This window comes from Streptomyces sp. NPDC021020, from assembly GCF_044333285.1.
Lineage (GTDB): Bacteria > Actinomycetota > Actinomycetes > Streptomycetales > Streptomycetaceae > Actinacidiphila.
Genome location: NZ_JBIRQQ010000006.1, coordinates 279,712 through 300,221 on the forward strand (window position 1 = coordinate 279,712; position 20,510 = coordinate 300,221).

Here is a 20,510-nt window from a genome sequence, read left to right on the forward strand (position 1 = left end):
GACTCTCCTCTTACTTCTTCTTCGACGACACGTTGGTCGACTTGCCCTTGGCCCCGGACTGCTTGCCCCCGGAGCCGCCCTTCTGACCGCCCGCCTTCGGGGCTCCGGCACGGGGCGCACCGGCGCGCGGGGCCCCCGCCCGCGGCGCACCGCCGCTGCCGGACTTGGGCTTGCTGCCGCCGGATGCCGGGGAGGACCCGGAAGGGGCGGTGGACCCGGAGCCTTCCGTGGAGCCGCCGCCATCGGTCGAGCCGCTGCCGCCCGCGTCCTGGCTCTGGCCGCCGGAACCGCCCGCGCGGGGAGCGCCGCCGCCCGTGGTACCGGTGTGCCGCTTGGCCTTGGTCTGCCGCTTGGGCTGGGTGCGGTTCGCCCGCGCGACCTCGACAGCCTCCTTGGCGGCGACCTCCTCGGGCGCCTCCACGAGCTTGCCCTTGGCGCGCAGCCGCTCCTGGCGCTGCTTGAAGGCCAGGCTGCCCGGGGTGGGGTTCCGGTAGATCACGAACATCTGCTGGCCCATCGTCCACACGTTGGTGGTCAGCCAGTAGATGAGGACACCGACGGGGAAGTTGATACCCATCACGGCGAAGATGAGCGGGAAGACGTACATCAGCATCTTCTGCTGCTGCATGAACGGCGTCTTGACCGTCATGTCGACGTTCTTCGTCATCAGCTGGCGCTGGGTGAAGAACTGCGAGGCCGACATCATCACGATCATGATGATGGTGACAACCCGCACATCGGTCAGCGTCGCGCCCAGGCTCTCGACCTTGGAGGAGCTGTCCAGGAACTTCGCCGCCAGCGGGGCACCGAAGATGTGGGCGTTCTTCGCGCTCTCGACGAGGCCGTGGTGGATCACACCGACCTCGTTGCCCTTGGCGATGTTGCTCAGCACGTGGTAAAGCGCGAAGAAGAACGGTGACTGCGCCAGAATCGGCAGGCACGAGGAGAGCGGGTTGGTGCCCGTCTCCTTGTACAGCTTCATCATCTCTTCGGACTGCTTCTGGCGGTCGTTCTTGTAGCGCTCCTGGATCGCCTTCATCTTCGGCTGGAGCGCCTGCATGTTCCGCGTCGACTTGATCTGCTTCACGAAGAGCGGGATCAGGCAGATGCGGATCAGGACCACCAGCGAGACGATGGACAGACCCCACGCCCAGCCGCTGTCCTTGTCGAAGATCAGGCTGTAGAACGAGTGGAACTGGACGATGATCCACGACACTGCGTCGTATAGGGGGTTCAGGATCCCCACGGTCAGGCTCCTTGGGCGTGAGAGGGTCCGGTGGGCTCGGGCGTGACGGGCCCGTCGGAGCCGCCCCGCAGTGCGCGGCGCAGCAGTTGGTGCCATGGCGGCCGCTTGCGCGGCGGTACATGATCCACACCGCCGGGCGACCAGGGGTTGCACCGGAGGATGCGCCACGCGGTCAGGGCGGTGCCCTTGATCGCGCCATGCCGGTCGATCGCGGTGTACCCGTAGTGCGAGCACGACGGGTAGTACCGGCACACCGGGCCGAGCAGCGGACTGATCGTCCACTGGTACAGCTTGATCAGTGCCAGCAGCGGGTATTTCATCGAGCCACCCTCCCCTCGGCGTCGCCATGGGTGTCACGGCCCAGCAGCCGCGTCAGTGCGGCGTCCAGGTCGAGGGCCAGCTGTGCATGGTCCGCGTTCCCCGCGTCGGGAAGCGCGCGTACCACTACCAGGCTACCGGGGGGGAGCAGAGACAGGCGTTCCCGTACGAGATGCCTGAGCTTGCGCTTGACCCGATTCCGCTGTACGGCGTCGCCGACCGCCTTGCTTACGACGAAACCCGCACGTGCCGGGGGAGTGCTCTCCCCCGGCACGTGCGGGTGGGTGGCGTCGCGACGCAGATGGACGACCAGAAGCGGGCGGCCCGCCCGGCGTCCACGGCGTACGGCCGCAGCGAAATCCTGGCGCCGCCTCAGCCGATTCTCGGTGGGCAGCACGACATCAGGCCTGGGGCAATCAGGCGGACAGGCGGCCGCGGCCCTTGGCGCGACGGGTCGCGAGGATCGCGCGACCGGCGCGCGTACGCATCCGCAGGCGGAAGCCGTGGGTCTTGGCACGACGGCGGTTGTTCGGCTGGAAAGTGCGCTTGCTCACTCAGGGGCTCCAGGAGAGTCTCGGATCCGGCGGGGCGTCGCGTGGCTGTCACCGTGCGCCCACGAAAAGCTCGCGGACCAAACGGGTCACCGCTTGACGACCGCCCGGCATGACGAACATTCCGGAGGATCCTCGCCCATCGGTAGGCAGGCGGCAGCAGCCATCGACAACTCGACCTCGATACGGTACGTGCGGCTAGGCCATCCGGTCAAACCCGGCAGTGCGCACCCGCCATTTGTACACACCCTGTGGACAACGACTTGAACCGTGCACGCCGCCCTGTTTACCGTGGCTGAACTCCGTACTCTTCCCGCCCCTGTCGCGATCCACACGTCCGCGGGAGTCCACGCACCCCCCAGTTAGTACAGCAACCCGAGAGAGCGTGCCCTGTGGCTGACGTAAGCGCCGATCTTGCCGCAGTGTGGCCCCGGGTCCTGCAGAAACTGCTGGTGAGCGGGGAGGACCTCAAGCCGGTGCACGCCGAGTGGCTGCGCCGGATCCAGCCGCTGGCGCTGGTGGCGGGGACGGCGGTGCTCTCTGCTCCGAACGAGTACGCCAAGAAGATCCTCGAGGGGCAGCAGCTCAAGCAGCTCATCACCGATGTGCTCAGCCATGAGTTCGGTCACACCGTGGGGATCGCCATCGCGGTCGCGTCCGGCGGCGAGCAGGAGCAGCCGGCCCCCCCGTCCGCCCCGTCCTCGGAGCGGGAGCGGGAGCGGGAGCGGCAGCGTCCGGCGGAGGACCCGTACGACGAGGTGCCCCGCCCGCGGCACTCCTACCAGGACCCGCCCGGCGGCGGCAGCGACGACTGGACGCCGCGGGCCCCCGCCGCCGAGAGCTGGCAGCAGCCCGGTCTCGGCAACTGGGGCACGTCCTCCGGCGGCTTCCAGGACCGCAGGTCCGACGACTACTCCGGGCACCGCGACCCGCGCCCCGACCCCTCCGGGCCCTACCGCCCCGAGCGCTCCGACGGCTACCCCTCCGTGCCGCACCAGGCGATGCCGCCGGAGCGGGGCCCCTACCCTCCGGCGTCCGGCGGCGGCTACCCGCCGCAGCAGCCCCAGGCCCCCGAGTCCCGCGGCGACCGCCCCGGGGCCGGCCACGGCGGCGGTCCGGGCGGCGGCCACGGCGGTGGACCCGGATCGGGCGGTGCGAGCGGCGGGGCGGTGGAGCCGACCGCACGGCTGAACCCGAAGTACCTCTTCGACACCTTCGTGATCGGCGCCTCCAACCGCTTCGCGCACGCGGCCGCCGTCGCGGTGGCCGAGGCGCCGGCCAAGGCGTACAACCCGCTGTTCATCTACGGCGAGTCGGGCCTGGGCAAGACGCACCTGCTGCACGCGATCGGACACTACGCGCGGAGCCTCTACCCCGGCACCCGGGTCAGATACGTCAGCTCGGAGGAGTTCACCAACGAGTTCATCAACTCCATCCGGGACGGCAAGGCGGACGCGTTCCGCAAGAGATACCGGGACATGGACATCCTGCTCGTCGACGACATCCAGTTCCTGGCGCAGAAGGAGTCGACGCAGGAGGAGTTCTTCCACACCTTCAACACCCTGCACAACGCCAACAAGCAGATCGTGCTGTCCTCGGACCGGCCGCCCAAGCAGCTGGTCACCCTGGAGGACCGGCTGCGCAACCGCTTCGAGTGGGGCCTGATCACCGACGTCCAGCCGCCGGAGCTGGAGACGCGGATCGCGATCCTGCGCAAGAAGGCGGTGCAGGAGCAGCTGAACGCGCCGCCGGAGGTGCTGGAGTTCATCGCCTCGCGGATCTCCCGCAACATCCGCGAACTGGAGGGCGCGCTGATCCGCGTCACCGCCTTCGCGAGCCTCAACCGGCAGCCGGTGGACCTCCAGCTCACCGAGATCGTGCTCAAGGACCTGATCCCGGGCGGCGAGGACTCGGTGCCGGAGATCAGCGGCAACGCGATCATGGCGGAGACCGCGGCCTACTTCGGGCTCGCGGTGGACGACCTGTCCGGCTCCTCGCGCAGCCGGGTCCTGGTCACCGCGCGGCAGATCGCCATGTACCTGTGCCGGGAGCTGACGGACCTGTCGCTGCCGAAGATCGGCGCGCTCTTCGGCGGCCGCGACCACACCACGGTGATGCACGCGGACCGCAAGATCCGCTCGCTGATGGCCGAGCGGCGGTCCATCTACAACCAGGTGACCGAGCTCACCAACCGCATCAAGAGCTGAGCGGGCCGGCGCGCGCTCCCGCGCCCTGTTCGAATCCCCGGCGCCGCGGTCCTGTTGTCCACAGGATCGCGGCTTTTTTGTCGTCCACACCCTGGGGACACCGGAGTTGTCCCGATACTCTCCACAGGTCCGGCCGCCGCGCCGGTGTCCGGGCAGCTCAGCCGGTTGGGGAAATGTGGGTAACCGTCATCCACAGACTGTGGACGACGCGGCCGTCCACAGCACCCCCCCGACCGGTTGTCCACCGCTCGCCCACAGGATGCGGCCGGTTGTGCACAGCCGGAGGCCACTTCTCCACACCTCTGTCCACTGTTCGGCAACGAAATCCGCTCTGTCCCCCGGAAGAGTGAAAGCCGTCACACCGACGTGGTGGGTTCGCCTGGGGAGAACCTGGGTATTCCTGGGGACGCAGCTGGGGACAACCCCCCTCGGCCTGTGTACGAGGTGTGCACAACTTTCCGCCGTCCACAGCGGGCCCATGTTGCCCACAGGCTCCACCCACAGGCTCTGGGGATAAAAAACGCGGCCTGACCTGCACAGGAACCGGTTATCCACGGTATCCACAACCCCTACTACTACGACTACACGTAGAGAGGGGGGAAAGCGTTTCGAAGCGGGTCCTGTGCACAACTCGCCCGTCGTCGTCCGCCCGCCCGTGTCGCCGCTTGACGGCAAGCAGCAACGAGTGACAGTCCCCTGCGGCAGACTGTTCCCCGACAGTCGGCAACAAGCAGGAGGCGGTTCCGGTGAAGATCCGGGTGGAGCGCGACGTACTCGCCGAGGCAGTGGCTTGGGCGGCCCGCAGCCTCCCGGCCCGTCCCCCGGTGCCGGTTCTCGCCGGCCTGCTGCTCAAGGCCGAGGACGGGCAGCTGAGCCTGTCCGGCTTCGACTACGAGGTCTCGGCCCGGGTCGCCGTCGAGGCCGAGGTGGACGAGGAGGGCACCGTCCTGGTGTCCGGCCGGCTGCTCGCCGACATCTCCCGGGCGCTGCCCAACCGCCCGGTGGAGATCTCGACCGACGGCGTCCGCGTCACCGTGGTGTGCGGCAGCTCCCGCTTCACCCTCCACACCCTGCCTGTGGAGGAGTACCCGGCGCTGCCCGCGATGCCGACGGCGTCCGGCACGGTGCCCGGCGAGGTCTTCGCCGCCGCCGCCAGCCAGGCCGCCATCGCCGCGGGGCGCGACGACACGCTGCCGGTGCTGACCGGTGTGCGGATCGAGATCGAGGGCGACACGGTGACGCTGGCCGCCACCGACCGCTACCGCTTCGCCGTCCGCGAGTTCCTGTGGAAGCCGGAGCAGGCCGACATCTCCGCCGTCGCCCTGGTGCCCGCCAAGACGCTGCAGGACATCGCCAAGTCGCTCACCAGCGGCGACACCGTGTCGATCGCGCTGGCCGGCTCCGGCGCCGGTGAGGGCCTGATCGGCTTCGAGGGCGCCGGGCGCCGGACGACGACCCGGCTGCTGGAGGGCGACCTGCCCAAGTACCGGACGCTCTTCCCCACCGAGTTCGCCTCCGTCGCGGTCATCGAGACCGCGCCCTTCGTCGAGGCCGTCAAGCGCGTCGCCCTGGTCGCCGAGCGCAACACCCCGGTGCGGCTGAGCTTCGAGCAGGGCGTGCTGACCCTGGAGGCCGGCTCCAGCGAGGATGCACAGGCTGTGGAAAGGGTCGACGCCAAGCTGGAGGGCGACGACATCTCGATCGCCTTCAACCCGACCTTCCTGCTCGACGGCCTGAGCGCGATCGACTCCCCGGCCGCCCAGCTGTCCTTCACCACCTCCACCAAGCCGGCGCTGCTCAGCGGCCGCCCGGCCGTCGACGCCGAGGCCGACGAGGCGTACAAGTACCTGATCATGCCGGTGCGGCTGTCCGGCTGAGCCCGCCCGCAGGGGGCATACGGACCGACGTAGGCTCGTCCTCAGGTCAGGTTCAGGCTCTTTACGGCTGCGGACGGCGCCGGTGCGCGTCACGGGTGTCCGCGAGGCTTCGAAACGAAGGAAGTGTGATGGAGCTCGGTCTCATCGGTCTCGGCAAGATGGGCGGCAACATGCGCGAGCGCATCCGCCGCGCAGGCCACACCGTCATCGGCTACGACCGCAACCCCGATCTCGCCGATGTCCACAGCCTCAAGGAGCTTGTGGACAGCCTGCCGGGGCCGCGCGTGGTGTGGGTCATGGTGCCGGCCGGCGCCGCGACCCAGGCGACCATCGACGAGCTGGGCGAGCTGCTCTCCCCCGGCGACCTGGTCGTCGACGGCGGCAACTCGCGCTGGACGGACGACGAGAAGCACGCCGAGCAGCTCGCCGCCAAGGGCATCGGCTTCGTCGACTGCGGCGTCTCCGGCGGCGTGTGGGGCCTGGCGAACGGCTACGCGCTGATGTACGGCGGCAAGGCCGAGGACATCGCCAAGGCGCAGCCGATCTTCGACGCGCTCAAGCCCGAGGGCGACAGCGGCGCGGTGCACGCCGGCAAGGTCGGCGCGGGGCATTTCGCGAAGATGGTCCACAACGGCATCGAGTACGCGATGATGCAGGCCTACGCCGAGGGCTGGGAGCTGCTGGAGGCCGTGGACTCGGTCACCGACGTCCGCGAGGTCTTCCGCTCCTGGAAGTCCGGTACGGTCATCCGCTCGTGGCTGCTGGACCTGGCCGTGGACGCCCTCGACAAGGACGAGCACCTGAACAAGCTGCGCGGCCACGCCGACGACTCCGGTGAGGGACGCTGGACGGTGGAGGCCGCGATCGACAACGCGGTGCCGCTGCCGGCGATCACCGCCGCGCTCTTCGCGCGTTTCGCCTCCCGCCAGGACGACTCGCCGCAGATGAAGATGATCGCCGCGCTCCGCAACGAGTTCGGCGGCCACGCGGTCACCGCCGCGGAGTAAGCCGCGTGTGCGGGCCGCCCGGCGGTCCGCACCGCACAGCACAGCAGGGAGGTCGGCGCGGCCGCGCGCCAAGCACGCGATGCACGTAGCGCACCTGTCGCTCGCCGACTTCCGCTCCTACGCCCGGGCCGAGGTCCCTCTCGACCCGGGCGTCACGGCTTTCGTGGGCCCCAACGGGCAGGGCAAGACCAACCTGGTCGAGGCGGTCGGCTATCTGGCGACGCTGGGCAGCCACCGGGTCGCCTCCGACGCCCCGCTGGTGCGCATGGGCGCCGAACGCGCGGTGGTGCGTGCCCAGGTCGTGCACGGCGGCGGATCCGGCAGCCCCGAGAGCGAGCGCCGCCAGCTGCTCGAACTGGAGATCAACCCCGGCCGCGCCAACCGCGCCCGGATCAACCGCTCCTCGCAGGTCCGCCCGCGCGATCTGCTGGGCATCGTGCGCAGCGTGCTCTTCGCGCCCGAGGACCTGGCGCTGGTCAAGGGCGATCCGGGGGAGCGGCGGCGCTTCCTCGACGAGCTGATCACCGCTCGCGCGCCGCGCCTGGCGGGGGTTCGCAGCGACTTCGACCGGGTGCTCAAGCAGCGCAACACGCTGCTGAAGACGGCCGCGCTGGCCCGTCGGCACGGGGGCAAGGGCGCGGATCTCTCGACCCTCGACGTGTGGGACCAGCACCTGGCCGCCGCGGGCGCGGAGCTGCTGGCGCACCGGCTGGACCTGGTCGCGGCCATGCAGCCGCTGGTGGACAAGGCGTACGAGCAGCTCGCGCCGGGCGGCGGGCCGGTGGGCCTGGAATACCGCGGCTCGATCGGCGACGAGGCGATGGCGGGTGCGAGCGGCCGCGAGGAGCTGCGCGAGCGGTTGCTGGAGGCGCTGACGCAGGCCCGGCGGCAGGAGATCGAGCGCGGCGTGACGCTGGTCGGCCCGCACCGCGACGACCTGCTGCTCAAGCTCGGCCCGATGCCCGCGAAGGGCTACGCGAGCCACGGCGAGTCCTGGTCGTACGCGCTCGCGCTGCGGCTGGCCTCCTACGAGCTGCTGTGCGCGGACGGCGACGAGCCGGTGCTCGTCCTCGACGACGTCTTCGCCGAGCTGGACGTCCGCCGCCGGGAGCGGCTCGCGGAGCTGGTCGCGGGCGGCGAGCAGGTGCTGGTCACCGCGGCGGTGGACGACGATGTGCCCGGGGCGCTGCACGGCGCGCGGTTCGCGGTGGAGAACGGGACGGTGACGCGCCAGTGAGCGACACCCCGAGCACGCCCGGCGCCCCCGGTACGCCGAGCACACCTGGTACGTCGGGACCCTCCGGCACGCCCGCCGTCCCGGGCCAGCAGCCCTCCGGTGTGGACCTGGCGCGGGTCGCGCTGCGCGCCGCGAAGGAGCAGGCCAGGGCCAGGGGCGCGGCGGCCGTGCAGAAGAAGCAGGCCAGGCGCGGCGGCCTGCGCAGCGGCGCGCACGCCGACGGGCGCGACCCGCTGCCGCTGGGCGCGGCCATCAACCGGCTCATCACCGAGCGCGGCTGGGAGGCGCCGGCCGCGGTCGGCGGCGTGATGGGCCGCTGGCCGCAGCTCGTCGGCCCGGACGTGGCCCAGCACTGCGCGCCCGAGCGCTACGACGAGGAGGCGCGCGTCCTCACCGTGGTGTGCGACTCCACGGCCTGGGCGACGCAGCTGCGGCTGCTGGCCCCGATGCTGGTGGCCCGGCTCAACACCGACCTCGGGCACGGCACGGTCAAGCTGCTGAAGGTCCAGGGGCCCGCCGGTCCGCCGCGCGGTTACGGCGGGCGGCTGCGCGCGCCGGGCAGCCGCGGCCCCGGCGACACGTACGGCTGAGCCGCCGTCCGCCGGGGGCCGCGGGAAGAGCGCGCCCATCTCGTGCCCCGTCTCGCGCCCCCGTACCACCGCCGTACGCCCGTACGACCCGGGCGGAGCCGCGGACCCTGCACGTACCGCGATGAAAGTGCAGGTCAGCGGGCTGTGTCGGACCTGCGTGCGAGCCTGGTCGCAGGTCCGGGGGGAAGTCGGGGGACGACCCTGCTGTGCGTAGCCGGGCCCTGACAGCCGGAAGCCCTGGACGCCCGTGTGAGCGGTTTTGGGGCCCTGGCCGCGTGGAGGGAGTCTCACGGCAGCGGTTTTGGGCGGCACATGGGAAGCGAGGTACCGGCAAAGCCCCATGAGGGTCGGCGCTACCGGTAGACTGGCTCCAACACCGCCCTCCCCTGGCCACGCGGCAGGGGTACCCCAGCGGAACATGTCGAAGACGCAGCCGATCCCGCGCGGCGGGACCCGGCTCGTGCTGTGCCAGAAAGGGCGCTTCGTGGCCGATTCCGGCAACCCCAACGAGAATTCCAGCAAGTCCTACGACGCCAGCGCGATCACCGTGCTCGAAGGCCTGGACGCGGTGCGCAAGCGTCCGGGCATGTACATCGGGTCGACCGGTGAGCGCGGCCTGCATCACCTCGTGCAGGAGGTGGTGGACAACTCGGTCGACGAGGCGATGGCCGGGCACGCGGACACCATCGACGTCACGGTCCTCGCCGACGGCGGGGTGCGCGTGGTGGACAACGGGCGCGGTATCCCGGTCGGCATGGTCGCCTCCGAGGGCAAGCCGGCCGTCGAGGTCGTGCTCACCGTGCTGCACGCGGGCGGCAAGTTCGGCGGCGGCGGCTACGCGGTCTCCGGCGGTCTGCACGGCGTCGGCGTCTCCGTGGTCAACGCGCTGTCGACGCGCGTCGCGGTCGAGGTGCGCACGGACGGCTACCGCTGGACGCAGGACTACAAGCTCGGGGTGCCGACGGCGCCGCTGGCACGCAACGAGGCCGTCGAGGAGACCGGCACGTCGGTGACCTTCTGGGCCGACCCGGACATCTTCGAGACCACCGACTACTCCTTCGAGACGCTGTCGCGCCGCTTCCAGGAGATGGCCTTCCTCAACAAGGGCCTGCGCATCTCGCTGACCGACGAGCGCGCCGACCACGTCGACGAGGAGGGCAAACCGCTCAGCGTCACGTACTTCTACGAGGGCGGCCTCGTCGACTACGTGACGTACCTCAACTCGCGCAAGGGCGAGCTGATCCACCCCACCGTCATCGACATCGAGGCGGAGGACAAGGAGCGGCTGCTGTCCGTCGAGGTGGCGATGCAGTGGAACAGCCAGTACAGCGAGGGCGTCTACAGCTTCGCCAACACCATCCACACGCATGAGGGCGGCACCCACGAGGAGGGCTTCCGCGCGGCGCTGACCAGCCTGGTCAACAAGTACGCGCGGGAGAAGAAGCTGCTCCGCGAGAAGGACGACAACCTCAACGGCGAGGACATCCGCGAGGGTCTGACCGCGATCATCTCGGTCAAGCTCGGTGAGCCGCAGTTCGAGGGCCAGACGAAGACCAAGCTCGGCAACACCGAGGCGAAGACCTTCGTGCAGAAGGTCGTCCACGAGCACCTCAACGACTGGCTGGACCGCAACCCGGTGGAGGCCGCGGACATCGTCCGCAAGGCGATCCAGGCGGCGACGGCCCGGGTGGCGGCCCGCAAGGCGCGCGACCTGACCCGCCGCAAGGGCCTGCTGGAGTCCGCGTCGCTGCCCGGCAAGCTGAGCGACTGCCAGTCCAACGACCCGACGAAGTGCGAGATCTTCATCGTCGAGGGCGACTCGGCCGGCGGCTCCGCGAAGTCCGGCCGCAACCCGCAGTACCAGGCGATCCTGCCGATCCGCGGCAAGATCCTCAACGTCGAGAAGGCCAGGATCGACAAGATCCTGCAGAACCAGGAGATCCAGGCGCTGATCTCCGCCTTCGGCACCGGCGTGCACGAGGACTTCGACATCGCCAAGCTGCGGTATCACAAGATCATCCTGATGGCGGACGCCGACGTCGACGGCCAGCACATCAACACCCTGCTGCTGACCTTCCTCTTCCGCTTCATGCGCCCGCTGGTGGAGGCCGGACACGTCTACCTGTCCCGCCCGCCGCTGTACAAGATCAAGTGGGGCCGGGACGACTTCGAGTACGCCTACTCCGACCGCGAGCGCGACGCGCTGGTGGTGCTGGGCAAGCAGAACGGCAAGCGCGTCCGCGAGGACTCGATCCAGCGGTTCAAGGGCCTGGGCGAGATGAACGCGGAGGAGCTGCGCGTCACCACGATGGACATCGACCACCGTGTGCTCGGCCAGGTCACGCTGGACGACGCGGCGCAGGCCGACGACCTGTTCTCGGTCCTGATGGGCGAGGACGTGGAGGCCCGCCGCTCCTTCATCCAGCGCAACGCCAAGGACGTCCGGTTCCTGGACATCTGAGTCGGCCCCCTCATTGGCCGTGTGAAAGGACTATCTGACAGCGATGGCCGACGACCAGACCCCCCCGAGCATCCCCCCCGTGCCCGACGTCCCCGACTCCGAGCGGGAGCTGCGCAACGAGGCCGGCGGCCTGCGCGTCGAGCCCGTCGGGCTCGAGACCGAGATGCAGCGCAGCTACCTCGACTACGCGATGTCCGTCATCGTCTCGCGTGCGCTGCCGGACGTACGGGACGGCCTCAAGCCGGTGCACCGCCGGGTGCTGTACGCGATGTACGACGGCGGCTACCGGCCGGAGAAGGGCTTCTACAAGTGCGCCCGCGTCGTCGGCGACGTCATGGGCACCTACCACCCGCACGGCGACTCCTCGATCTACGACGCGCTGGTGCGCCTCGCGCAGCCGTGGTCGATGCGGATGCCGCTGGTCGACTCCAACGGCAACTTCGGCTCGCCCGGCAACGACCCGGCCGCCGCCATGCGGTACACCGAGTGCCGCATGATGCCGCTGTCCATGGAGATGGTCCGGGACATCGACGAGGAGACCGTCGACCTCCAGGACAACTACGACGGCCGCAACCAGGAGCCGACGGTCCTGCCGTCCCGCTTCCCGAACCTGCTGATCAACGGCTCGGCGGGCATCGCGGTCGGCATGGCCACCAACATCCCGCCGCACAACCTGCGCGAGGTCGCGGACGGCGCCCAGTGGTGCCTGGCCCACCCGGAGGCGAGCCCGGAGGAGCTGCTGGACGCGCTCATGGAGCGCATCAAGGGCCCCGACTTCCCGACCGGCGCGCTGGTCGTCGGCCGCAAGGGCATCGAGGACGCCTACCGCACCGGCCGCGGCTCGATCACCATGCGGGCGGTCGTCGAGGTCGAGGAGATCCAGAACCGGCAGTGCCTGGTCGTCACCGAGCTGCCGTACCAGGTCAACCCGGACAACCTGGCGCAGAAGATCGCCGACCTCGTCAAGGACGGCCGGATCGGCGGCATCGCCGACGTCCGCGACGAGACGTCGTCGCGCACCGGCCAGCGGCTGGTCATCGTCCTGAAGCGGGACGCGGTCGCCAAGGTCGTGCTGAACAACCTCTACAAGCACACCGACCTGCAGACCAACTTCGGCGCCAACATGCTGGCCCTGGTCGACGGGGTGCCGCGCACCCTGTCGCTGGACGCCTTCATCCGGCACTGGGTCACCCACCAGGTCGAGGTCATCGTCCGGCGCACCCGCTTCCGGCTGCGCAAGGCCGAGGAGCGCGCCCACATCCTGCGCGGTCTGCTCAAGGCGCTGGACGCGATCGACGAGGTCATCGCGCTCATCCGGCGCAGCGACACGGTCGAGGTCGCGCGCGAGGGCCTGATGGGCCTGCTCGACATCGACGACATCCAGGCCAACGCGATCCTGGAGATGCAGCTGCGGCGGCTGGCCGCGCTGGAGCGGCAGAAGATCATCGCCGAGCACGACGAGCTCCAGGCGAAGATCAACGAATACAACGCGATCCTCGCCTCGCCGCAGAAGCAGCGGCAGATCATCAGCGAGGAGCTGCAGGCCATCGTCGACAAGTACGGCGACGACCGGCGCAGCAAGCTCGTGCCCTTCGACGGTGACATGTCCATCGAGGACCTGATCGCCGAGGAGGACATCGTCGTCACGATCACCCGCGGCGGCTACGTCAAGCGCACCAAGACCGAGGACTACCGCTCGCAGAAGCGCGGCGGCAAGGGTGTGCGCGGCACGAAGCTCAAGCAGGACGACATCGTCGACCACTTCTTCGTCACCACCACCCACCAGTGGCTGCTGTTCTTCACCAACAAGGGCCGGGTCTACCGCGCCAAGGCCTACGAGCTGCCGGACGCCGGGCGGGACGCGCGCGGCCAGCACGTCGCCAACCTGCTGGCCTTCCAGCCCGACGAGCGCATCGCGCAGATCCTGGCGATCAAGGACTACGAGGCGGCGCCGTACCTGGTGCTCGCCACCAAGTCCGGCCTGGTGAAGAAGACCGCGCTCAAGGACTACGACTCGCCGCGCGCGGGCGGTGTCATCGCCATCAACCTGCGCGAGGCCGCCGACGGGGCGGAGGGCGCCGACGGCGGCACCCCCGACGAGCTGATCGGCGCCGAGCTGGTCTCGGCGGAGGACGATCTGCTGCTGGTCAGCCGGAAGGCGCAGTGCATCCGGTTCACCGCGTCGGACGACGCGCTGCGGCCGATGGGCCGGGCGACGTCCGGGGTCAAGGGCATGAGCTTCCGCGAGGGCGACGAGCTGCTGTCCATGAACGTGGTGCGGGCCGGGACGTACGTCTTCACCGCCACCGACGGCGGCTACGCCAAGCGCACCTCGGTCGACGAATACCGGGTCCAGGGCCGCGGCGGCCTGGGCATCAAGGCCGCCAAGATCGTGGAGGACCGGGGTTCGCTGGTCGGCGCGCTGGTGGTCGAGGCCGGTGACCAGATCCTGGCGATCACGCTGAGCGGCGGGGTCATCCGGACCCGGGTCGACGAGGTCCGGGAAACCGGCCGTGACACCATGGGCGTCCAGCTCATCAACCTCGGAAAGCGCGACGCGGTGGTCGGTATCGCGCGTAACGCCGAAGCAGAGGATGATCCGGATGCGGCCGGACCCGCCGTTATGGGCGAGGATGGGTCCGGACACGGAATCGAACATGTCGTGGCCGGCACCGGGCAGGACGCCGGACAGGACGTTACGGCCGAGGGCGCAGCGCCCGCGGCCGGTGAGCCGGAGGAGTAAGCCGTGAGTGGAGCCACGGGCGCCGCAGGCGGGGCCGGGACGACCGGAGGTGCCCGTGGCTCGGCTGGCGGCCCTGACCAGGGGGGATACTCAGTGACGGGCACGCGTCAGCAGCCGGCCCAGCCGCACCAGCCGCCGCAGGCCTATGCGCCTCCGCCGCCGGGTGCGCCGCCGGCCCCGCCGGGCAACGCGCCCGGCACGGGCGGCGGCCACGGCGGGCGGGGTACGCAGGGCCGCTCCGGGGGGCGCGGCTCGGCGGCCTCCGCCGGGGTGCGCCGCCCGCGCCCCGCGGCGCGTACGGTGCCGCGCACCCGCAAGGCGCGGCTGCGGATCGCCAAGGCCGATCCGTGGTCGGTGATGAAGGTCAGCTTCCTGCTGTCCATCGCGCTGGGCGTCTGCACGATCGTCGCCGTGGCGGTGCTGTGGATGGTGCTCGACGCGATCGGCGTCTTCAGCACGGTCGGCTCGACCATCTCCGACGCCACCACGTCCGAGCAGGGCGGCAAGGGCGGCTTCGACCTGGTGTCCTTCCTGTCGCTCTCCCGCGTGATGCTCTTCACCACGGTGATCGCGGTCATCGACGTGGTGCTGGCCACCGCGCTGGCCACGCTGGGCTCCTTCATCTACAACCTGTCCGCGGGATTCGTGGGCGGTGTGGAGCTGACGCTCGCCGAGGACGAGTAGCGCCGGGCGATACCGATTTTGGGACATGGCCAGGCGTGCGCTAATCTTTCGTTGCAGCGCGGGGCTATAGCTCAGACGGTTAGAGCGCTTCCCTGATAAGGAAGAGGCCCCAGGTTCAAGTCCTGGTAGCCCCACCGACGCTTCGAAGGCCACCTGCTCGGTCGAGCAGGTGGCCTTCGGCGTATGTGTGCAGGTCCGCGCGGGGGTGCGGCGCTTCGGGGGCGCAGGTCACCGTTCGGTATCGGCTGCTGTGTATAGTCGGGCGCGTCAGGAGCTGTTTCCACCATGCATGAAGGAGGAGGTCGGGCGATGAAGAAGATTCTCCTGGTTGCACTGGCCGCCGTCGCCGGTCTGTTCGTCTACCGACAGATCCAGGCGGACCGCGCCGAGCAGGACCTGTGGACGGAAGCCACTGACTCGGTCCCGGCGGGTTCCGGCGCCAACGTGTGACGCCGCGGTGGGCCGCCCAGAGGCAGGCACCACCGCCCCAGGTCCCGGCCGCAGCGACTGCGGCCGGGACCTTCGTTGTTGCGGGACCGTGACCGCCCGCTGATGCATTTGCGACAGCAAAGATATTAGTTTGCTAGAGCAAATAGCGGATGCGACCGCGGTTGACGAGGGGGATGCGGCGCCATGAGACGACGACCACCGCCCGGCAGGTTCCTGCTGCCGGCCACCGCCCTGCTGTGCCTGGCGGTGGGCCTGCTCACCGCCCCCGCCGCCGAGGCCGCCCCGCCCGCCGCCGCGGGCCCGGACGGCAGCCTCGTGATGGTGCTGGACTCCTCCGGGTCCATGGCCGGGCCCGACGGCTCGGGCCACACCCGGATCGAGTCCGCCCGTACCGCCGTCGGCTCCGTCGTGGACGGCCTGCCCGACGGTTATCCGACCGGTCTGCGGGTCTACGGCGCCGGCAAGACGCACGGCTGCGACGACACCACGCTCGCCCACCCCGTGACCGCGCTCGACCGCGCCGCCGTCAAGCGCGCGGTGGCCGCCGTCAGCCCCAAGGGGGACACGCCCACCGCGCTCGCGCTCACCAGGGCCGCGGCCGATCTGCCGGCGCACGGGACCCGCACGATCCTGCTGATCTCGGACGGCGAGTCCAACTGCGGTGCGCCCAAGCCCTGCGACGTGGCCGCCGGGCTCGCGGGCGACGGTCTCTCGCTGCGGATCGACACCGTCGGCTTCCAGGTCGAGGGCGCCGCCAAGAAGGAGCTGGAGTGCGTCGCCAGGGCCGGGCACGGTTCCTACTACGACGCCCCCGACGCCGCCGCGCTCGCCCGCCAGCTCGTCCGCGCCTCGCAGCTGAGCGCCGACGGCTACCGGATGGCCGGCGACCCGGTCACCGGCGGGGCCACCGCGGCGAAGGCGGCCGCCCTCGCCCCCGGGCAGTACACGGACACCATCGGGCCCGGCGAGACCCGCTGGTACGCCGTCACGCTCGACGCGGCGAGCACCGCGGACCTCTCCGCGACCGCCGCCCCGCAGCCGGGAGTGCCGGTCGACTACGGCGACGGCCTCGAACTCAAGCTCACCGGAACGGGCTCCTACGCCTTCACCTGCGACTCCGACACCGCCCACTTCGGCCAGGACGAGGGCGCCATGACGCTCACCGGCGCCGTCAGCAGGATCCCGACCGAGCAGCACCACGACGACTGCGACAAGGCGGGCCGCTACCTGCTGTCCGTGCACCGCACGGCCGCCGCGGACTCCGACCGCGGGCGCTGGCCCGTCGAGCTGCGCTTCGGCAACGAGGCGCCGCTGCCGCCGGGCACGGTCGCCGCGGCCGCGCGCAGCGATTACGGGCAGGCCCCCGCGGCGCTCACCGGCGCCCCGAAGGACGTCACCGGCGGTACGGGCTTCAACGACGCCACCGCGCTGGCCAAGGGTGTGTGGCGGGACCGGCTGCTGCCCGGGCAGACCCGCTACTACAAGGTGCACGTCGGTTGGGGGCAGCAGCTCACCTACGCCGCCGACTTCGCCAACGAGCCCGTCGTGGACGGCGACGCGTCCGGGGGTTCGGCGGCTTCGACCTTCGTCGCCACCACCGCGTACGCGCCGGGCCGGCTCCCGGTGGCGGACGCCTCCGACAGCCACGCGACCCGCTCCTACGACGGCAGGCCGACCTCGGTCGGCCTCGGCACCGTGCCGGTGAGCTGGACCAACCGGTGGGTGGACGGCGGCGACGTGACCCCCGTGCACAGCGCGGGCGACTACTGGATCGCGGTCGGCCTCGGCCCGGACGCCGCCCAACTGGCCAGGAACGCCGCGGTCGGTGTCGTGCTCCGGGTGAACGTCACCGGCACCGAGCTGTCGGGCCCGCAGTACCAGGCCCCGCCGCTGGCCGCGCACGGCGAGGCCGCGGCGGACGACGGCAAGAACGCCGCTGACCACGGCAAGGACGCGGCCGCGCCCGAGGCCGCCGCCGCGGCCTCCTCCGGCGGGGGCGGCCTGCGGGGCATGGACCTGGTGGCGGCGGGCACGGGCGGCGCCGTGGCCCTCGCCGGACTCGGAGTGGCGGGCCTGGTGCGCCGTCTGCGGAGCCGTACGACAAGGGGTGGGGCATGACAGGGCGCAGGGTGCCGCGCGGCGGCATACGGGCGGCAGCGGCCGCGGGGCGCGGTGTACGGGCCGGGGCGACGGGACGGCCCGGCGCTCATGCGGTACGGGCGCGGGGCGGACGGCGCGGTATATGTACGGCGGTGGCCGAACGGCTCGGTATATATGCCACGGAAAACGAAGAACCCGGCATATATGCCGGGGGAGGCGCGGACCGTGCCCGCAGGAAAGGCGTCCGGCGCGCGGTGGGGGTCCTCGCGGCCGGGGCGCTGCTGGCGCTGGGAGCCGGGCCCGCGTACGCCGACGGCACCCCCGCGGCCGCGCCCGGCGCGCCCGCCACCTGGCAGCCGCAGGGCGCGACGCTCGCCGGTGCGGCCACGACGGCGGACGCCCCCGCGATGGAGCCCGGCGCCACCTACCGCGACACGATCAGGCCCGGCGAGACCCGCTTCTACGGCATCGCGCTCGACGCCACCTCCTCCGCCTACGCCTCGGCCTTCGCACTCCCCGCACCCGGCGGGCGGGTCGCCTTCGACGACGGCATCGAACTGACCCTGCTCAGCGCGGACGGCGACCGCTGCGACGCCGCGAGCGTCCACTTCGGGACCGACGACGGGGCGCGCCCGGTGGGCACCGCGGTCTCGCGCACGGTCGCGGGCGACGACTCCTGCCAGGGGGCCAACCAGTACACCCTGTCCGTGCACCGCAGCAGCGACGGCGCCTCCGACCCGGCGCCCTGGCCGCTGGAGCTGCGATACGTCCTGGAGCCGCCGCTCACGGCCGGTACCTCCGCGGGGCACGCGCCCGACGTCGACCCCGACAGCGCGACCCCCACCCCGCTGACCGGCGGAACCCCGCGGCAGGCGGCGGGCGGCACCTCCCCGGAGACCGCGGCTGCCGTCAAGACCGGCATCTGGAAGGACAAGGTGCTGCCGGGCGAGACCCGCTTCTACAAGGTCCCCGTCGACTGGGGCCAGCAGGCCACCGTCTTCGCCGACTTCTCCAACGCCCAGGTCACCGACGACTCCGGCTACACCAGCGGCGGTGTGCGGCTGGCCGCCTTCAACCCGGTGCGGGGGCTGGTCGACGACGCCGACCACTCCTACGACGGCAGCCCGACCTCGCTGCACGAGCAGCTCGCGCCCGTCTCGTACGCCAACCGTGCCGCCGACGACTCGGCGGTCTCGGCGGTGCGCTTCGCGGGCTGGTACTACTTCGCCGTCACCGTGCACCCGAAGGTTGCCACCTTCGTGCGGGGCGCCGTGCCGGTGACGCTGCGGATCGAGGTCTCGGGCACCGCGCAGGCCACCCCCGCCTACAGGAGCGACCCGAAGGGCGCCGGGATCGGGGTCGGCGCGCACGACGTGTCCTCGGCGGACGGCACCGCGCGGTCCTCGGCGGCCGGAGGCGGTGGCACCTCCGCGCGCCGCTTCGTGGGCTTCGCCGCCCTCGGCGCCGGGACAGTGCTGGTGCTGGCGCTGGGCGTGTGGACGCTCGCGGCGCGTCGGCGGCCGGCTGCCGACGACACCGTGACGCAGCAACTGCCACCGCAGCCCGGCTACGGGCCGCCGCAGCAGTGGTGACGGCGGGCTGAACGCCTCCGCCGCGGGCTCAGCCCGTGGCCAGCGCCACGATGCCGACGGCGAAGCAGAGGACGGCGACGACCAGGACCGGGATCACCACCGAGCGTGGTGGTCCCGGTCTGCGCCGCGGGGTCGTCCGGTGCGCGCCCCGCCGGGCCCCGGCGGTCGCGGTGTCCGCGCGCGCCGGCAGGGGCTGCGGCTGGGCGGGCGGCGACGGGGTGCCGGTGGAGGCCTCGGGGCCCGGCACGGGAGCCGGTACGGGGGCGGGGGCAGGGAGCGGCCCGGGCGGTGGCGGTACGGCGGGCTGGGCGGCGGGGCTGGGCGGCGGGCCCGGCGGGGGCGGTACGGCGGCCGGTGCGGGGACGTCGGCCCGGGTGGGCGGATGCGTGACGGAGGGCTCCGCGGTGGCCGGGAGCGGGTGACCCAGCGCCTGCGCGGCACCCTGGGGGCTCACCTCCGCGACCTCCGGCCCCGGCTCCGGTCCGGCCTTCGCGGCGGCCGGCCCCAGGACATACGTGCTGCCGCCGGTCGCCGCCCGCACCGGGCCCTCCGGGCCGAAACCCTCGGGCAGCGGCCCCACCTGGTCGAAGATCTCGACCGGCTCCTCCCCCGCCGGCGGCTCGGGCAGCAGCTCGACGGCGCCGGCCAGCGCCTTGCGCGCCCCGAGGGCGGTGCGGAAGCGGGCCTGCGGATCGGGCTGGAGCAGCGCCACCAGCACCTGCCACAGCGGCCGCGGCACCTCCCGGGGCGCCGGCGGCGCACCGTCGGCGAGGAAGCGGGCGTTGACGGCCTCGGCGTCCGGGCGCAGCCCGCTCAACAGGTAGAGGGCGACGAGGCCCACCGCGTAGAGGTCGGCGGCGACGGCCGGTTCCGCCCCCTGGAGCTGCTCGGGCGCGAAATACCCCGGGGTGCCGACCACGAAGTGGGCGTCGGTGAGCCGCGGTTCGCCCTGCCGCATGGCGATGCCGAAGTCCGACAGCCGCACGTGCGGGGAGGCGGTGCCGGTCGCTTCCAGCAGGATGTTCGCGGGCTTGATGTCGCGGTGGATGATGCCCTCGGTGTGGACCGCGTGCAGCCCGGCGAGCAACTGGTCGAGCAGCACGCACACATAGTGCGGCGGCAGCGGGCCGTAGTCGCCGACCAGGTGCGACAGCGAGCCGCCGCGCACCAGGTCCATGGTGAAGAGCACCTTGTCGTCGTCGGCCGCCCAGCTCGCCGGTGCCAGGACGTGCGGGTGGTCGATGCGCATGGCCTGCTCGCGGACGAAGCGCAGCAGGGCGTGGGCGTCCCGCTGCTGCAGCACCTTCGCCGCCACGTAGCGGCGCCGCCGCTGGTCCCAGGCCCGCCAGACCGCGCCGGTGCCGCCGCGTCCGACCGGGTCCACCAGCTCGTAGCGACCGGCGAAGACCTCACCCATGGCGTCCTGCTCTCCCCCTGTGGCCGTCCG

The 20,510-nt window shown here is 71.6% G+C and carries 16 protein-coding genes and 1 tRNA gene; 12 read left to right on the forward strand and 5 right to left on the reverse strand.

Annotation, left to right across the window (positions count from 1 at the left end):
• Positions 1 to 10 precede the first annotated feature (10 nt).
• The 4 genes from yidC to rpmH are packed head-to-tail and all read right to left on the reverse strand — an operon-like array spanning position 11 to position 2,118.
• Entirely contained in the window at positions 11 to 1,246 is a 1,236-nt protein-coding gene (yidC, locus tag ACH4SL_RS19865; RefSeq protein ID WP_398447200.1) for a membrane protein insertase YidC, read from the reverse strand.
• 2 nt (positions 1,247 to 1,248) lie between these two features.
• On the reverse strand, positions 1,249 to 1,566 hold the full coding sequence (yidD, locus tag ACH4SL_RS19870; protein WP_031512713.1) for a membrane protein insertion efficiency factor YidD: 318 nt from the start codon (positions 1,564 to 1,566) through the stop codon (positions 1,249 to 1,251).
• Entirely contained in the window at positions 1,563 to 1,961 is a 399-nt protein-coding gene (rnpA, locus tag ACH4SL_RS19875) for a ribonuclease P protein component (RefSeq protein ID WP_398447203.1), read from the reverse strand. The genes yidD and rnpA overlap by 4 nt, the downstream gene beginning before the upstream one ends.
• Before the next feature lie 19 nt (positions 1,962 to 1,980).
• Entirely contained in the window at positions 1,981 to 2,118 is a 138-nt protein-coding gene (gene rpmH / locus ACH4SL_RS19880; RefSeq protein ID WP_398447205.1) for a 50S ribosomal protein L34, read from the reverse strand.
• A gap of 389 nt (positions 2,119 to 2,507) precedes the next feature.
• Between rpmH and dnaA the strand changes: the two genes are divergently transcribed.
• From dnaA to ACH4SL_RS19940, 12 genes are all read left to right on the forward strand, one after another.
• The gene (dnaA, locus tag ACH4SL_RS19885) at positions 2,508 to 4,322 is read left to right on the forward strand and encodes a chromosomal replication initiator protein DnaA (RefSeq protein WP_398447207.1); all 1,815 of its coding nucleotides are present in this window, start codon (positions 2,508 to 2,510) and stop codon (positions 4,320 to 4,322) included.
• Between the two features lie 746 nt (positions 4,323 to 5,068).
• On the forward strand, positions 5,069 to 6,199 hold the full coding sequence (gene dnaN, locus ACH4SL_RS19890; RefSeq protein WP_398447209.1) for a DNA polymerase III subunit beta: 1,131 nt from the start codon (positions 5,069 to 5,071) through the stop codon (positions 6,197 to 6,199).
• Positions 6,200 to 6,324: 125 nt separating this feature from the next.
• The gene (gene gnd, locus ACH4SL_RS19895; RefSeq protein ID WP_398447211.1) at positions 6,325 to 7,206 is read left to right on the forward strand and encodes a phosphogluconate dehydrogenase (NAD(+)-dependent, decarboxylating); all 882 of its coding nucleotides are present in this window, start codon (positions 6,325 to 6,327) and stop codon (positions 7,204 to 7,206) included.
• 79 nt (positions 7,207 to 7,285) lie between these two features.
• Entirely contained in the window at positions 7,286 to 8,443 is a 1,158-nt protein-coding gene (gene recF / locus ACH4SL_RS19900; RefSeq protein WP_398447213.1) for a DNA replication/repair protein RecF, read from the forward strand.
• A 101-nt stretch (positions 8,444 to 8,544) separates the two neighbouring features.
• On the forward strand, positions 8,545 to 9,033 hold the full coding sequence (locus tag ACH4SL_RS19905) for a DUF721 domain-containing protein (protein WP_398447801.1): 489 nt from the start codon (positions 8,545 to 8,547) through the stop codon (positions 9,031 to 9,033).
• A gap of 460 nt (positions 9,034 to 9,493) precedes the next feature.
• Positions 9,494 to 11,494: a DNA topoisomerase (ATP-hydrolyzing) subunit B gene (gyrB, locus tag ACH4SL_RS19910; protein ID WP_398447803.1), complete on the forward strand. Its 2,001-nt coding sequence runs from the start codon at positions 9,494 to 9,496 to the stop codon at positions 11,492 to 11,494.
• 43 nt (positions 11,495 to 11,537) lie between these two features.
• Positions 11,538 to 14,237 (forward strand): DNA gyrase subunit A, encoded by a 2,700-nt coding sequence (gyrA, locus tag ACH4SL_RS19915; protein WP_398447215.1) that lies wholly within the window; start codon positions 11,538 to 11,540, stop codon positions 14,235 to 14,237.
• A gap of 3 nt (positions 14,238 to 14,240) precedes the next feature.
• Positions 14,241 to 14,921, forward strand: coding sequence for a DUF3566 domain-containing protein (locus ACH4SL_RS19920; protein WP_398447217.1), 681 nt, complete (start codon positions 14,241 to 14,243; stop codon positions 14,919 to 14,921).
• A gap of 60 nt (positions 14,922 to 14,981) precedes the next feature.
• A tRNA-Ile gene (locus tag ACH4SL_RS19925) sits at positions 14,982 to 15,055 on the forward strand.
• A 175-nt stretch (positions 15,056 to 15,230) separates the two neighbouring features.
• The gene (locus tag ACH4SL_RS19930) at positions 15,231 to 15,371 is read left to right on the forward strand and encodes a DLW-39 family protein (protein WP_398447219.1); all 141 of its coding nucleotides are present in this window, start codon (positions 15,231 to 15,233) and stop codon (positions 15,369 to 15,371) included.
• A 183-nt stretch (positions 15,372 to 15,554) separates the two neighbouring features.
• Positions 15,555 to 17,489 (forward strand): VWA domain-containing protein, encoded by a 1,935-nt coding sequence (locus tag ACH4SL_RS19935; protein WP_398447221.1) that lies wholly within the window; start codon positions 15,555 to 15,557, stop codon positions 17,487 to 17,489.
• A 236-nt stretch (positions 17,490 to 17,725) separates the two neighbouring features.
• On the forward strand, positions 17,726 to 19,063 hold the full coding sequence (locus ACH4SL_RS19940; protein WP_398447223.1) for a hypothetical protein: 1,338 nt from the start codon (positions 17,726 to 17,728) through the stop codon (positions 19,061 to 19,063).
• A 28-nt stretch (positions 19,064 to 19,091) separates the two neighbouring features.
• On the opposite strand, the gene ACH4SL_RS19945 is transcribed toward ACH4SL_RS19940, so the two are convergent.
• Positions 19,092 to 20,480, reverse strand: a complete 1,389-nt coding sequence (locus tag ACH4SL_RS19945; protein ID WP_398447225.1) for a serine/threonine-protein kinase — start codon at positions 20,478 to 20,480, stop codon at positions 19,092 to 19,094.
• Between the last annotated feature and the right edge of the window lie 30 nt (positions 20,481 to 20,510).

Excerpts from the sequence above, each read along its gene's own strand:
- yidD (WP_031512713.1), bottom strand. The coding sequence starts at position 1,566 with ATGAAATACCCGCTGCTGGCACTGATCAAGCTGTACCAGTGGACGATC.
- recF (WP_398447213.1), top strand. The coding sequence starts at position 7,286 with ATGCACGTAGCGCACCTGTCGCTCGCCGACTTCCGCTCCTACGCCCGG.
- ACH4SL_RS19945 (WP_398447225.1), bottom strand. The coding sequence starts at position 20,480 with ATGGGTGAGGTCTTCGCCGGTCGCTACGAGCTGGTGGACCCGGTCGGA.
- ACH4SL_RS19935 (WP_398447221.1), top strand. The coding sequence starts at position 15,555 with ATGAGACGACGACCACCGCCCGGCAGGTTCCTGCTGCCGGCCACCGCC.
- gyrA (WP_398447215.1), top strand. The coding sequence starts at position 11,538 with ATGGCCGACGACCAGACCCCCCCGAGCATCCCCCCCGTGCCCGACGTC.
- ACH4SL_RS19930 (WP_398447219.1), top strand. The coding sequence starts at position 15,231 with ATGAAGAAGATTCTCCTGGTTGCACTGGCCGCCGTCGCCGGTCTGTTC.